The sequence below is a fragment of the Mycobacterium sp. 852002-50816_SCH5313054-b genome, assembly GCF_001667185.1.
Lineage (GTDB): Bacteria > Actinomycetota > Actinomycetes > Mycobacteriales > Mycobacteriaceae > Mycobacterium.
This window is the reverse complement of the sequence record NZ_LZIC01000069.1, coordinates 99,893-114,390: the sequence shown is the minus strand read 5'-3', so window position 1 is coordinate 114,390 and position 14,498 is coordinate 99,893. Positions and strand designations below refer to the sequence as shown.

Sequence of the window (14,498 nt, the reverse complement as noted above, 5' to 3'; positions counted from 1 at the left end):
CAGGCCGGCGTGCTGGCCGACCATTTGACCGGCACCAATCCCGCGGCGGCATACCATGGTTCACGCACCGCTACCAAGCTGAAGGTCGCCGGCGTCGACGTGGCGGCGATGGGAGTGAAGACGCCGGAGCGTGACGACGACGAATTCGTTCAGTACTCCGAGCCCAGGCGCGGCGTGTACAAGACCGTGGTGGTGCGCGACGACAAGCTGATCGGCGCCACCCTGGTGGGCGACATCAGCAAGGTGGCGTTCTTGATGCAGGCCTTCGACCGCCGGCTTCCGCTGCCGCCCGAGCGGGTCTCGCTGATGTTCGACCTCGGCACACCGGACGCGGTCACCGGCGCCGCCGAATTGGCGGACGACGCCCAGGTGTGCAACTGCAACGGGGTGAACAAGGCCGCGATCGTCCGCTGCGTCAACGACGGCCAGACCTCTGTCGACGGCGTGATGTCGGCGACCCGCGCGGGCAAGGGCTGCGGGTCGTGCAAGGGCTTGGTCGCCCAGGTCGTCGAGTGGGCGGCCTCGGAGACCGGGGTCGCGATTTCCCAAGGCGCCGGGGCAAATTGGTACGTGCCGGGGATCCCGTATGAAAAGCCGGAGTTGATGGGCAAGATCCGCGAGCTCGAGTTGCACTCGGTGGCATCGGTGTTCGCCGCGCTGGCACCGGAGGGGCGCGAGGACGCCGGGTCGAAGATGGCGCTGGCGTCGCTGCTGCACATGATGTGGGGCGACGAGTTCGTAGACGAACACGACGGCCGGTTCATCAACGACCGGGTGCACGCCAACATCCAGCGGGACGGAACCTTTTCGGTGGTGCCACAGGTCAAGGGCGGCGTGACGAGCTCGGAGCAGCTGCGCAAGATCGCCGACGTGGCCGACAAGTATCAGATCCCGATGATCAAGCTCACCGGCGGGCAACGGATCGATCTGCTCGGAGTGCGCAAGGAGGACCTGCCGTCGGTATGGGCCGACCTCGGGATGCCGTCGGGCTACGCGTACGGCAAGAGCTTTCGGACCGTGAAAACCTGTGTGGGAAGCGACTTCTGCCGCTACGGTTTGGGCGACTCGACGGCGCTGGGCATCGCGGTCGAGGAGCGCTTCCAGGGTATCCCCAGCCCAGCCAAGATGAAGCTGGCGGTGACCGGGTGCCCCCGCAACTGCGCCGAGGCGCTGTGCAAGGACCTCGGCGTCGTCGCCATCGAGGGCGGACAATGGCAGATCTACGTCGGCGGCGCGGCGGGCGCGCACGTCCGCAAGGGCGATCTGCTGGCGACCGTGGACACCCCGGAAGAGGTCATCGCGCTCACGGGCCGGTTCCTGCAGTACTACCGCGAGAACGCCAACTGGCTCGAGCGGACGTACGCCTTCGTGCCGCGGCTGGGCGTCGAGCGGATCCGGCAGGTGGTGGTGGAGGACAGCGAAGGGATCGGCGCCGACCTCGATGCGCGCATGCAGAAATCGGTCGATTCCTACCGTGATCCGTGGAGCGAGAGCCGAAACAACTCCGCACCCAACCAGTTCCGGTCATCCCTACCCCTCGTCCCGCTGCCGCAGGTGCCGGTGCGATGACGGAGGTGACGTTAGGACAAGTGGACGAGATCCCGGTGGGCGAGGGCCGCGCCTACGCGGTTGAGGGTCGGCAGATCGCCGTCTTCCGCCTGCGCGACGGCTCACTGCGGGCGCTCGATGCCGTGTGTCCCCACCGCGGAGGCCCGCTGGCGGACGGGCTCGCCGACGCCCGGATCGTCGTCTGCCCGCTGCACGGCTTCACCTACGACCTGGCGAGCGGAGACGAGGTCGCCAACGGCGGTGCGCCGGTCACCGCCTACCCCGTGCGTGCCGACGACGCGGGAAGCATCCACGTGCGGATCGACGGCGTCCCAGCCCGTCAACCGCAGTGCAACGGGTCGCTGGCCCGTTCGTTCGGCGGTGGGCGGGGTCACGACTTTTGACCCCGACCCGTCCGGGCCGGTTTCGGCGCCGAATGAATCGCGTGAACCATTCGGCCCGGTCGGTGGGGCGGCCCAGCGCGTGCGGGGTTAGCCGCGCGCGGATCGGGGTAGGAATCGGGTTGATCGAAACGTCGGCGCATCCCGTGTGTAGCAGCGTGCCGGCGATGCGGGTTCGCACCACCAACCCCCACCGGGGCAGAGGCGCGTCCGGGCCGCCCGGCCGTGCACGATGCGAGAGGCGTGACATGCTGGGGCATCTCTACGATCGGGCGCTCGGTGGCGAGAGGTGTTGGGTCCGGCACGAGGACGGCGAGATCCGTCCGCTGCCCGCCCACCGCTGGCTGGGCGATCGATGTCCCGACAGCGAGTCCCGCGACGCCTCTGACGACGTGTTCGACGAAGCCGTCACGCAGATGTGCACCGGCCCGACGATCGAGCTGGGCTGCGGGCCGGGTCGATTGGTCGCCAAGTTGATCCGCCGGGGCGTACCCGCGCTGGGCATCGATCGCTCGGCGACGGCGATCCGGCTGGCCGGGAGCGGCGGCGCGCCGGCGATACTGGGCGACGTGTTCGAGCCGCTGCCCGGAATGGGTCGTTGGCAGACGGTCTTGCTGGTCGACGGCAATGTCGGCCTCGGCGGCGACCCGCTCCGGATCTTGGCCCGCGCCGCCGAGCTGCTGGGCCGCGGCGGGCGTTGTGTCGCCGAGTTCGAGACCGAGGCGATCGGCATCCGTCCGCGCTGGGTGCGCCTCGAGACGGCCGGTGACGTGGGGCCCTGGTTCCGCTGGGCATCGGTCGGCGTGGACAGCGCCGCCGCACTGGCCGCGCAGGTGGGTCTGACGCTGACCAGCGTCCGGCTCATCGGTGGCCGGGTCGTCGCGGGCCTGACCGCCCTGTGAGCGACTACGGGTTTCCCGCCAGGCTGTGGCGCGCGCTCGACCGGAATCCACCGCCGGGCGCGCGGCGGCTGAGCCGCTTCCGGAGCCCCCTGCGCGGCCCATGGCTGACGTCGGCGTTCGGGCTGGTGCTGCTGGTTACGCTGCCCATCGTCATCCTCACCGGGCTGCTGTCCTACATCGCCTACGCGCCGCAGTTGAGTCAGGCCATCCCCGCCGACGTCGGCTGGCTGCGCCTGCCGGCCTTCGCCTGGCCGACCCGCCCGTCGTGGTTGTACCGGCTGACCCAGGGCCTGCACGTCGGGCTGGGCCTGGTGATCATCCCGGTCGTGCTGGCCAAGCTGTGGTCGGTGATCCCGAAGCTGTTCGTGTGGCCGCCGGCCCGCTCCATCGCCCAGCTGTTGGAGCGGTTGTCGTTGCTGATGCTGGTCGGCGGGGTGCTGTTCGAAATCGTCACCGGGGTGCTGAACATCCAGTACGACTACATCTTCGGGTTCAGCTTCTACGACGCGCACTATTTCGGGGCATGGGTCATGATCACCGGTTTCCTGATGCACATCACGCTCAAGATCCCGCGCATGGTCACCGGGCTGAAGTCGATACCGCTGCGAGAAGTGTTGCGCACCAATCGAAGTGACACCCGTCCCGAACCGCCCGATCCCGACGGGCTGGTTTCGGCCGATCCGGCCGAACCGACGATGAGCCGGCGCGGCGCCCTCGCGCTAGTCGGCTCCGGCGCGCTGCTCGTGGGCGTGCTGACGGCGGGACAGACGCTCGGCGGCGTATCCCGCGGCGCGGCCCTGCTGCTGCCGCGCGGGCGCGGGCAGGATTTCCCGGTCAACAAGACCGCCCTCGCCGCGGGGGTCGCGCCCGAAAGCGCCGGCGCGAGTTGGCGATTGGTCCTGCGCGGCGGACCCGCCGAGGTGGTGCTGGACCGGGCCGCGCTCGCCCGCATGCCGCAATACCGGGCGCGGCTGCCGATCGCGTGCGTCGAGGGATGGTCCACCGTGCAGACCTGGAGCGGGGTCCGGCTGGCCGAGTTGGCCCGGCTGGCCGGGGTCCCCGCGCCCCGCGCGGCGCGGGTGGACTCGCTGCAGCGCGGCGGCGCATTCGGCACGGCGACGTTGCAGGCCAACCAGATTCGGGATCCGGACGCCCTGCTGGCGCTGCGGGTCAACGGCGCCGACCTGTCGCTGGATCACGGCTACCCGGCCCGGATCATCGTTCCCGCGCTGCCCGGCGTGCACAACACCAAATGGGTGACCTCCATCGATTTCGAGCCGAGCTGACATGACCGGATTGCCAACGCGCTTCGCGGCCGTGTACGGGTCTCGCCCGCTGCACCTGCTGACGATGCTGTCCGGCTTCGCGCTGATGGGCTACGTCCTGGCCACCTTCAAACCGGCGACGCTGTGGAACTCCGGGGTCTGGTGGCAGTCCATCGTCGTCTGGCTGGCGGCCGCGGTGATCGCCCACGACCTGCTGCTGTTCCCGCTCTACGCGCTGGCCGACCGGCTGCTGTCGTTGCGGACGCGCCACTCAGGGCAGCCAAAAGTAAGCGCCCGCAACCACATTCGGGTACCCGCCCTGGGCGCCGGGCTGACGCTGCTGATCTTTCTGCCCGGCATCATCCAGCAGGGCGCACCCACCTACCACGCGGCCACCGGGCAGACCCAGCAGCCGTTTCTGGGCCGGTGGCTGCTGCTCACGGCGGTGATGTTCGCGGTCAGCGCGCTGTGCTACGCCGCGCGACTCGCCGGGACACATTTTCGAGCCGGAGGCGGCCCGCGGAGCGAATCGCCAATTCCGCCTGGACGGTAAGTAGGCCTCACACAGCTAACTACCAGCGGACCGGATTCCGGACGCGGTGACGGCGCGTTACGGAATCGTCAGTTTCGTCGCTCCGCGCGGGGGTACAGTCCGTACATGACTGCGAGGGCGCCCCGCATGACCCCCTGCGTGAAGTGGTTGCTGCGGGCCGGTCCCGGCGATTACATGCTGGCCCTGAGCGAGATCGGCGCTTCGCTGCCGGTCGTCGGCAAACGGCTGGAACCGCTGGGCGCGCTGACCGCCATGAGCGTGTGGGGCGCCCGGCACGCGCCGCAGGCCCTGTCCACGCTGACGAAGGATTTGCTGAAGCCCGGCATCACCGACGAGCGGCGCCGCGACAGGGAAAGCACCCAGGAGGTCTCCCTCGCTGCGCTGCGCGGTGTCGTGTCGGCCGCGGACCTCGACGCCGAATGGCCCGTCGCGGAGCGCACGCCCCCGATCTGGGACGCGATGCGCCAGCGCCGCTACCTGTACCGCCGCGCGGTCCACTACGGGAACAGCCCGGCGCAGGTGCTTGACGTCTGGCGCCGCAAGGACCTGCCCGCGCAACCCGCGCCGGTCCTGATCTTCGTCCCCGGCGGCGCCTGGGTGCACGGCCGCTGCATGGGGCAGGGTTCCGCGCTGATGTCGCGGCTGGCCGAGCAGGGCTGGGTGTGCCTCGCGATCGACTACCGCGTCGCGCCGCACCACCGCTGGCCGCGCCACATCACCGACGTCAAGACCGCCATCGCCTGGGCGCGTGCCAACGTCGACAAGTTCGGCGGCGACCGCAATTTCGTTGCGGTCGCGGGTTGTTCGGCGGGCGGTCACCTGTCCGCGCTGGCCGGGTTGGCCCCCGACGACCCCGCGCACGGGGCCGAGCTGCCCGAAGGCGCCGACAGTTCGGTGGACGCGGTGGTCGGCATCTACGGCCGCTACGACTGGGAGGACCGCTCCACCCCCGAGCGTGACCGGTTCGTCGATTTCCTGGAGCGCGTGGTGGTCAGGAAGTCGATCGCCCGGCACCCCGAGATTTTCCGCGACGCGTCGCCGATCGCGCGGGTGCATCGAAATGCCCCACCGTTCTTGGTGATTCACGGCAGCAGGGACAGCGTGATCCCGGTCGAGCAGGCCCGCAGCTTCGTCGAGCGGCTGCGCGCCGTCTCGCACTCGATGGTGGGCTACCTGGAGCTGCCCGGCGCGGGCCACGGGTACGACCTCATCGACGCGGGGCGTGCGGGTGCGGCGGCGCACGCCGCATCGCTTTTCCTCAACCAGGTCTACCGCGCCAAAATGCAGATCGGCGCGAAAGAGGTTATCTGAGCTCCCGCCGCTGGGTAATGTCCCCCTATGGCTAAGGGGCAGCGGTGAAAAGGCTCAGCGGCTGGGACGCGGTACTGCTGTACAGCGAGACGCCGAACGTGCACATGCACACGATCAAAGCCGCCGTGATCGAGCTGGCGCCGGATCGGCGTGACTTCAACATCGACGCCTTCCGCCAGGTGATCGGCGGCCGGCTGAACAAGCTCGAGCCGTTCTGCTACCAGCTCGTCGAGATTCCCTACCAACTGCACCATCCGATGTGGCGGGAGCACTGCGACGTCGATCTCGAGTACCACATCCGCCCGTGGCGGCTGCCCGCGCCGGGCGGCCGGCGAGAGTTGGATGAGGCGATCGGGCGGATCGCCAGCACCCCGCTGGACCGCGAACGCCCACTGTGGGAGATGTACTTCATCGAGGGGCTGGCCAATCACCGCATCGCGGTGGTCGGCAAGATCCACCACGCGCTCGCGGACGGTGTGGCGTCGGCGAACCTGATGGCCCGGGGGATGGACCTGCAGCCCGGGCCGGCGGACGGTCCGTATCTGTGCGACCCGGCCCCCAGCACGCGGCAGCTGATGACGTCGGCGTTCGCGGATCACCTGCGCCACGTCGGGCGGATCCCGGCAACAATCCGCTACACGGCGCAGGGGCTGGGCCGGGTCCGCCGCAGCTCGCGCAAGCTGTCCCCGGAACTGACCCGGCCGTTCGAGCCGCCATCCACCTTCATGAATCACAAGATCACCCCGGAGCGCCGGTTCGCCACCGCCACGCTGGCGCTGGCCGACGTCAAGGAAACCGGCAAACGGCTGGGCGCCACGATCAACGACATGGTGCTCGCCATGTCGAGCGGTGCGCTGCGCACCCTGTTGCTGCGGTACGACGGCAAGGCCGAGCCCCTGCTGGCGTCGGTGCCGATGAGTTTCGACTTCTCGCCCGAACGGATCTCCGGCAATCGCTTCACCGGCGTGCTCGTGGGCCTGCCGACCGACTCCGACGACCCGCTGGAGCGGGTGCGGTGCAGCCACGAGAACGCCATCGCCGCCAAGGAAAGCAACCAGCTGATGGGACCGGAGCTGGTCAGCAGGTGGGCGGCCTACATGCCACCCGCGCCCACCCAGGCCTTCTTCCGTTGGGCGTCCGGCCGCGACGGGAACAACAAGATCCTGAACCTGAACATCTCCAACGTTCCCGGCCCGCGCGAACGCGGCCGGGTCGGCGGCGCGCAGGTCACCGAGATCTATTCGGTCGGACCGCTGACCGCCGGCAGCGGCCTGAACATCACCGTGTGGAGCTACGTCGACCAGATCAACATCTCGGTGCTGTCCGACGGCGCCACGCTGAAGGACCCGCACGAGGTGACCGAGGCCATGGTCGCCGACTTCATCGAGATACGCAGGGCCGCAGGGCTTCCCGAAGAGCTGACGGTCGTCGAGGCGGCGATGGCACCGGCCTGAGGGCCGGCGGCGGAAACGGGACTCTCGACTGGTGCCAATGGCATTTCCATCGACCGTTACCATCGGTCGAATAGGCAGCCACCCATACCCGAAGGAGCTGTGCGGCACCGTGAGCACTGGGAACGAAGAGGCCACCAATCCCGAACCCGAAGTCCTGGTCGAACAGCGGGACCGGATTCTGATCATCACCATCAACCGACCGAAGGCGAAGAACGCGGTCAACGCCGCGGTCGCCAGGGGCCTGGCCGACGCCGTGGATCGGCTGGACGGCGACACCGGCCTGTCCGTGGGAATCATCACCGGCGCCGGCGGCTCGTTCTGCGCGGGGATGGACCTCAAGGCGTTCGCGCGGGGCGAGGTGCCCATCGTCGAGGGCCGCGGCATGGGCTTCACCGAACGTCCACCGGTCAAGCCGCTCATCGCGGCGGTGGAGGGATTCGCGTTGGCCGGCGGCACGGAGCTGGCCCTGGCCACCGACCTGATCGTGGCCTCCACGGACGCGGCCTTCGGGATCCCCGAGGTCAAGCGCGGTCTGGTGGCCGGCGGTGGCGGATTGCTGCGGCTGCCCGAGCGCATCCCGCCGGCCATCGCGATGGAGCTGGCGCTCACCGGTGAGAACCTTTCCGCCGAGCGCGCCCACGAACTGGGGATGGTCAACGCCCTGGCGGAGCCGGGCCAGGCGCTCGAGGCCGCCATCGCGCTGGCCGAGAAGATCGCTGCGAACGGCCCGCTCGCGGTCGCCGCCACCAAGCGGATCATCGTCGAGTCCCGCGGCTGGACGCCGGAGACGATGTGGGCGGAGCAGGCCAAAATCCTGGGCCCGGTGTTCGTGTCCAACGACGCGAAAGAAGGCGCGATCGCCTTCGCCGAAAAGCGCCCCGCGCGCTGGACGGGGACGTGACGTTCGGCCGGACGGGTTACACTGTGACTAAGTTTTGTAAAGGCGTGGGGATCCGGAAAGACCGAGGATGAGCATTTCGCTGCTGCTGGAGATGGCCGCGTCGAGCAACCCCGAGCGCACGGCACTCGTCGACGGCGAGCTGCGGCTGACGACGCAGCAGCTCAGCGATCTCGCCGACGGCGGCGCCGGCGTCATCGCGGCGTCCGGGGCCAAGCACGTGGCCTACGTGGGCGTCGGCGGTGCCATGCTGCCCCTGCTGATCTTCGCCAGCGCGCGCGCCGGGCTGGCCTTTACGCCGCTCAATTACCGGCTCGCCGCCGACGGCATTCAGGCGCTGATCGCGCGGCTGCCAGAACCGCTGGTGATCGTCGACGACCGCTACCGCGACATGATCGGGGACTCGTCGGAGCGGGTGATGTCGTCCGGCGAATTGCTCGCGGCCGCGCGTGAAAGCGAGCCTGCCGCAGAGTTTCCCGACCCGGAGTCCGTTGGGATCGTGCTGTTCACCTCGGGTACCACGTCGCAGCCCAAGGCCGTCGAACTCTCGCACAACAACCTGACCAGCTACGTCACCGGGACCGTCGAGTTCGAGTCGGCCGAACCCGCCGACGCCGCGCTGATCTGCGTGCCGCCCTATCACATCGCCGGGGTCAGCGCCGCGCTGTCGAACCTCTACGCCGGCCGAAAGATGGTCTACCTGACCAACTTTGATGCCGACGAATGGGTGCGGCTGGTCGACGCCGAGCGGGTGAGCACCGCGACGGTGGTACCCACCATGCTGGACCGCATCGTCGCCGTCCTCGAGGACGGCGGGCATGAGCTGCCGTCGCTGCGCAGCCTGGCCTACGGCGGATCCAAGGTGGGCCTGCCGCTGGTGCGCCGGGCGCTGGAACTGTTGCCACACGTGGGCTTCGTCAACGCCTACGGGCTGACCGAGACGAGCTCGACGATCGCGGTGCTGGGCCCCGATGACCACCGCGAGGCGCACTCGGCGTCGGCCGACCACGTCGCCAAGCGGCTGGCCTCGGTGGGACGCCCGGTGCCCGGCATCGAGCTGCAGATCCGCAGTGAGGACGGCGCGGTGCTGGGGCCAGGCGAAAGCGGCGAGCTGTTCGTGCGCGGCGAGCAGGTGTCGGGGCGCTACACCGGGATCGGCTCGGTACTCGACGAGGACGGTTGGTTTCCGACCCGCGACGTCGCCCTGCTCGACGAGGACGGCTACCTCTTTATCAGCGGGCGCAGCGACGACACCATCATCCGCGGCGGGGAGAACATCGCGCCCGCCGAGCTGGAGGAGGTGCTCATCGAGCACGCCCACGTCCACGACGTCGCGGTGGTCGGCGTCGAGGACCCGCAGTGGGGCCAGGCGATCGTGGCCGTGGTGGTGCCGGTCGCGGGCATCGATCCCGATCCCGAGGAGCTGCGCGAGCATGTCCGAAAGAGTTTGCGCGGGTCGCGCACGCCCGACCGAGTAGTGTTTCGCGACGAGCTGCCGACCACACCCACGGGCAAGGTCCTGCGTCGCGAAATCGTCGAAGATCTCCGAACATTAGGAACGCCAAAATGATCAAGAACGGAACCCGCCTCGCCAGCCAAGTGTGCGACACCCAGGTCATCGTGGTCCGCAGCGCCGACAGCCTCGACGACCTGCGCTGCGGCGGCGCGCCGATGGTGCCGATCGGGGGCGAGCGCTCCGGCGAGCTCGACCCGGCGTTCTCCGACGGCACGGTGATGGGCAAGCGCTACGTCGACGAGACCGGCGCCGAGGTGCTGGTCACCAAGCCGGGTGCCGGCAGCCTGAGCATCGGTCAGACCGCGCTGCAGCTCAAAGAGGTCAAGCCGCTGCCCGCCAGCGACTGAGCGCTAGGGTCCGGCCTGCCCGTTCGGTCCGGGGATCCCGAGCAGCAGCCCGCCTGCCCCACCCACTCCGGGAATCCCGCCGACGCCCGCGCTGTTGCCGCCGGCGCCGCCGTTGCCGACGAGTTGGGCGTTTCCGCCGTCGCCGCCGTAGGCCTTATTGGGGCTGGCCCCGCCGTTTCCGCCATTCCCGCCGCCGCCGAAGACGGCGCTGTTGCCGCCGTGGCCGCCCTGACCGCCGTTAAACGCGGCGTTGGTGGCCTGGCCGCCATTGCCGCCGTCCCCGCCGCTGCCGAACAGCCCGATGGCGTTGCCGCCGGCGCCGCCCTTGCCGCCGAAGCCTGCGGCGGTGGCTTGCCCCCCGTCGCCACCGCGGCCGCCGTCGCCGAACAGGGTGCCGCCGAGGCCGCCGTTCCCGCCGTTGCCGGTGAATTGGCCGGCTCCACCGGCGCCGCCGTTACCGATCAGGCCGGCATTGCCGCCGTTGCCGGCCGGCAGGCCGTAGCCGGCGCCGCCGGCTCCGCCGTTGCCGCTGAGCAGGCCGCCGGCGCCGCCGTCGCCGCCGGCGCCGATGAGGGAGCCAAACGCACCGGCGCCGCTTCCGGCGGCTCCGCCGGCGCCGCCACTGCCGTTCAGCAAGCCGCCGTGGCCGCCGTGGCCGCCGTTCCCGGACGTCTGGTTGACGGCAGACGCTGCGCCGCCGGTGCCGCCCGCGCCGCCGTGGCCGAACAACCCGACCGCGTCGCCGCCCGCCCCGCCGCTGCCCGCTCCCCCAAGGAGGGCGGCGGCGTTGTAGGCCCCACCCGCGCCGCCCGGGCCGCCGTTGCCCCACAACAGCCCGCCCGTGCCACCGGCGCCGCCTCTACCGGCGGGGGAACCGGCGGTGGTGCTCAGGCCGCCGGCCCCGCCGGCGCCGCCGGCGCCGAACAACCCGGCGGGCCCGCCGTCGCCGCCGGCATGGTTCGTCGCTCCGGATCCGCCGTTGCCACCGTTGCCCCAAAGGATGCCGCCGGCCCCGCCGTTCTGGCCGGTGCCTGCTATCCCGTTGGTGCCGTTGCCGATCAGCGGGCGCTGCAACAGCAGTTGGGTGGGCGTGTTGATCGCGCCCAGGAGGTCTTGCTGCAGGACCTGCCACGGGTTGGCGGTCGCCGCGGCGTTGGCCGCTTCGGCACCGGCGTAGGCGCCGGCGCCCGCGTTCAGTGTTTGGACGAACTGCTGATGAAACGCCGCGGCCCGGTTGCTCATGGCCTGGTAATCCTGGGCGTGCGCGCCGAAGAACCCGGCCACGGCGGCCGACACCTCGTCGGCGCCGGCCGCGACCAGCTGCGTGGTCTGGGCCGCGGCGGCCGAGTTGGCCTGGCTGAGCGTCGAACCGACACCCGCCAGATCGGTGGCGGCGACCGCCACCAGGTCGGGTTGCGCGATGACGAAAGACATTCCGAACCTCCGGCATAGCCCCCGTAGGTGGGCAATCGTAGCGCGGTCGCCGGAAGCGCAGGTGCGATTCGTTCGCTACGGTCCCTGCGGCCCGTTGGCCCCGGCGGCTCCCTCGCCGCCGTCGCCGATCAGCCCCACCGCGTTGCCGCCGGGCGCCCGCGCCGACGGTAGCGTTGACCGACTGCCCGCACACCGACCGGGTGCCTGCCAGACGGGGGGCTGCGCTAGCCGGGGAGCCCGTTGCGTACGACGAATTCCCTTGCTTTGATCAGAAATTCGAGCTGCTCGCCCACCTGGCGCAGCGGGTCGGTGCTGCGCGTCGAGCGCGACAGCACGACGGCGCCTTCCAAGGCGGCGATCGACATCACCGCCAGCGACGCCGCATCGGCGTCCTCGAAGCCGTCGTTGGTAAAAGCGCGCGTCAACGCGCTACACCACCGACCCAGAATGGCGCCCGCCTCGGCGGACAGCTTGGGGTCGGCGTCGTCGGAGCCGATCGCCGCGGCGACCACGGCGCAACCGGCGGCGAAGTCGCTCTCGGCCAGGAGGCGCTCCCAGAATTCGACGAACTCGCGCAGCAGCGCCCTGGCCCCCCAGCTGGCGGCGTCGTCGATCATGGCGGTGACGGAGTCGCCTGAGTAGCGCAGTGCCTCGGCGAGAATCTGATTGCGTCCCTCGGGGAAGTGGTAGTAGACCGAGCCGCGCGGCGCGCCGCTGCGGGCGAGCACCTCATCGATGGTCACCCCGGCGGCCCCGCGCTCGCGCATCACCTCGGCGGCGCTGAGGAGCATTTTCTTGCGCGTATCGCAGCGCTTGGTCGGCGCCTGTTCCGCCTTGGCGTCCGTGGTAGTCGGCACTGTTGTACCTCCCGTGGCGAGCGTCATGCAGCGTGCGAGTGCCGCGGTACCGGCCAGTGCATGTTACGCGGGCTGAAGCGGAAGGGGCGGCGCTTCACGTCGGGCATCTCGCGCGTGAACTGGTAGCCGGCGATGTTGAGTTCGATGATCCACATTGTTTTCTCCCGGCCTGAGTGCGGCCCATGATTATGCTTAGAACCATATAAGACATCGGTTGAGTAAGCAACTTTTATTCCCTAACTAAATCCAGCAGCTCGGTAAACGCCGAGTGGGCCTCGTCACAGTGCGAGTCGGGGCCATCCCGGATGTCCCGCTTTTATGCTCTATTGCATAACACTTAGGCTACGGTGCTGCCGACATCAGACGGCGTTGCCCCCAGCTATCGCCACGACCGGCCGCGCCGCCCGCGCTACCGGGCCCGAAAAGCGAAACGCCGAACGTGCACTCACCGCGAGAATCGGCAGAAATCTCGCAGCGCGCGCACGCTCGGCGCTAGCGGCAGCTAACTGTCGATCGTGTAGCCCATCGGCATCAGCACGCTCTTCTGCTGCGTGAAGTGCTCGACGCCCTCGGGGCCGTTCTCGCGGCCGATGCCCGAGTTCTTGTAACCGCCGAACGGGCAGCAGGGATCGAACGCGTACCAGTTGATCGCGTACGTTCCGGTGCGGATCTTCTCCGAGATCTCGATGCCCCGCGGCACGTCGGTGGTCCACACGCTGCCGGCCAGGCCGTACTCCGAATCGTTGGCGATCTTGATCGCGTCCTCTTCGGTGTCGTAGGGGATGATGCTCAGCACCGGCCCGAAGATCTCCTCTTGGGCGATCGTCATCTTGTTGTCGACGTCGGCGAAAACGGTCGGCTGCACGAAGAATCCGCTGTCGAGGCCCTCGGGACGGCCGCCGCCACACACCAGCCGCGCGCCCTCCTCGATGCCCTTGGAGATGTAACCCTCGACCCGGGCGCGCTGCTTCTCCGAGATCAGCGAACCGATCTGGGCGGCCGGATCCGACGGCAGCCCGACCGGCAGCGCCTGGACGAAAGCGCTTACGGCGTGGACGATTTCGTCGTATCGCGAGCGTGGCGCCAGGATGCGGGTCTGGCCAACGCAGGCCTGCCCGGTGTTCATGATTCCGGAGAACACCATCATCGGGACCGCGGCGGCCAGGTCGACATCCTCGAGGACGATCGCCGCCGATTTGCCGCCGAGCTCCAGGGTGCACGGTTTGAGCATCTCCGCGGCGCGGCGGCCGATCTCCTTGCCGACGCCCGAGCTGCCGGTGAAGGTGAACAGGTCGACGTCCCGGTTGGAGGTCAGCGCCTGCCCGGTCTCGATCCCGCCGGGCACCACCGACAGCACGCCCTCGGGCAGGCCCGCGTCGGCCAACACCTCCGCCAAAGCGTTTGCGGTCAGCGGTGTTTCGGCGGCGGGCTTGAGCACCACCGTGCAGCCGGCCAGCAGCGCCGGGCCCAGCTTGTTGACCGCCAGGAACAGCGGCACGTTCCAGGCCACGATCGCGCCGACGACCCCGATCGGCTCGCGGTGCACGATGGTCTGCCCGTAGGAGCCGTTGCGGATCTCCCGCCACTTGACCTGGTCGACGGCCGGCCCGGCGAAGAAGTTCATCGCCCCCATCGAGCCCATCCAGTGCATCGTCTCGATGGTCATCGGCGGCTGGCCGGTCTCGGCGCCCAGCAGGGTGGCGAACTGCTCCTTGCGCTCCTCGAGCAACTGCAGCGCCTTGGCGATGACGGCCGCGCGTTCCTTCGGCGGCGTCGTGGGCCACGGCCCGCTGTCGAAGGCGGCGCGGGCCGCTGCCACCGCGGCGTCGACGTCGGCCGCCGCGGCGAGCGGCACCTTCCCGACGTACTCGCCGGTGGCCGGGCAGTGCACCTCGATGATTTCCGAGGTCGACGGCTCCGTCCACTTGCCGCCGATGAAAAGTTTGTCGTATTCGGTCTTCACGTCGGTCATGGCGCCACCCTACCCAAGCAGAAGCAAAACGAGAACATGT

13 protein-coding genes and 1 pseudogene are annotated in these 14,498 nt (G+C 69.7%); 10 read left to right on the top strand and 4 right to left on the bottom strand.

The window, feature by feature from the left end; genetic code table 11:
• The 10 genes and pseudogenes from A5787_RS15445 to A5787_RS15400 form a co-directional block, all read left to right on the top strand.
• Positions 1-1,569 (top strand): (2Fe-2S)-binding protein (locus tag A5787_RS15445; protein WP_197507151.1); only part of this gene is annotated, 1,569 nt, incomplete at its 5' end.
• Positions 1,566-1,865 (top strand): annotated as a pseudogene (locus A5787_RS15440) (Rieske (2Fe-2S) protein); the annotation flags it as partial. The gene A5787_RS15445 and the pseudogene A5787_RS15440, both read left to right, overlap by 4 nt.
• 332 nt (positions 1,866-2,197) lie before the next feature.
• Entirely contained in the window at positions 2,198-2,851 is a 654-nt protein-coding gene (locus A5787_RS15435) for a class I SAM-dependent methyltransferase (protein ID WP_066968413.1), read from the top strand.
• Positions 2,848-4,137 carry a molybdopterin-dependent oxidoreductase gene (locus A5787_RS15430; RefSeq protein WP_066968411.1) on the top strand — a complete coding sequence of 430 codons (1,290 nt, stop codon included), beginning with the start codon at positions 2,848-2,850 and terminating at the stop codon, positions 4,135-4,137. Before A5787_RS15435 ends, A5787_RS15430 begins: the two co-directional genes overlap by 4 nt.
• Before the next feature lies 1 nt (position 4,138).
• Positions 4,139-4,669: a hypothetical protein gene (locus tag A5787_RS15425; protein ID WP_066968409.1), complete on the top strand. Its 531-nt coding sequence runs from the start codon at positions 4,139-4,141 to the stop codon at positions 4,667-4,669.
• Positions 4,670-4,774: 105 nt separating this feature from the next.
• Positions 4,775-5,980 carry an alpha/beta hydrolase gene (locus tag A5787_RS15420; RefSeq protein ID WP_066968407.1) on the top strand — a complete coding sequence of 402 codons (1,206 nt, stop codon included), beginning with the start codon at positions 4,775-4,777 and terminating at the stop codon, positions 5,978-5,980.
• Positions 5,981-6,024: 44 nt separating this feature from the next.
• On the top strand, positions 6,025-7,434 hold the full coding sequence (locus A5787_RS15415; protein ID WP_066968405.1) for a wax ester/triacylglycerol synthase family O-acyltransferase: 1,410 nt from the start codon (positions 6,025-6,027) through the stop codon (positions 7,432-7,434).
• 109 nt (positions 7,435-7,543) lie between these two features.
• Positions 7,544-8,335 (top strand): crotonase/enoyl-CoA hydratase family protein, encoded by a 792-nt coding sequence (locus A5787_RS15410; protein ID WP_066968402.1) that lies wholly within the window; start codon positions 7,544-7,546, stop codon positions 8,333-8,335.
• Positions 8,336-8,402: 67 nt separating this feature from the next.
• Positions 8,403-9,902: a class I adenylate-forming enzyme family protein gene (locus A5787_RS15405; protein ID WP_066968400.1), complete on the top strand. Its 1,500-nt coding sequence runs from the start codon at positions 8,403-8,405 to the stop codon at positions 9,900-9,902.
• Positions 9,899-10,195: a hypothetical protein gene (locus A5787_RS15400; protein WP_066968398.1), complete on the top strand. Its 297-nt coding sequence runs from the start codon at positions 9,899-9,901 to the stop codon at positions 10,193-10,195. Before A5787_RS15405 ends, A5787_RS15400 begins: the two co-directional genes overlap by 4 nt.
• A gap of 3 nt (positions 10,196-10,198) precedes the next feature.
• On the opposite strand, the gene A5787_RS15395 is transcribed toward A5787_RS15400, so the two are convergent.
• The 4 genes from A5787_RS15395 to A5787_RS15385 form a co-directional block, all read right to left on the bottom strand.
• Complete coding sequence (locus A5787_RS15395) at positions 10,199-11,629, bottom strand: PE family protein (RefSeq protein WP_066968396.1); 1,431 nt, start codon at positions 11,627-11,629, stop codon at positions 10,199-10,201.
• 224 nt (positions 11,630-11,853) lie between these two features.
• Complete coding sequence (locus A5787_RS15390) at positions 11,854-12,420, bottom strand: TetR/AcrR family transcriptional regulator (RefSeq protein ID WP_066968440.1); 567 nt, start codon at positions 12,418-12,420, stop codon at positions 11,854-11,856.
• An 89-nt stretch (positions 12,421-12,509) separates the two neighbouring features.
• Positions 12,510-12,641, bottom strand: a complete 132-nt coding sequence (locus A5787_RS28505) for a hypothetical protein (protein ID WP_255361726.1) — start codon at positions 12,639-12,641, stop codon at positions 12,510-12,512.
• A gap of 347 nt (positions 12,642-12,988) precedes the next feature.
• A complete protein-coding gene (locus A5787_RS15385; RefSeq protein ID WP_066968394.1) occupies positions 12,989-14,458 on the bottom strand; it encodes an aldehyde dehydrogenase in 1,470 nt (489 codons plus the stop codon).
• Between the last annotated feature and the right edge of the window lie 40 nt (positions 14,459-14,498).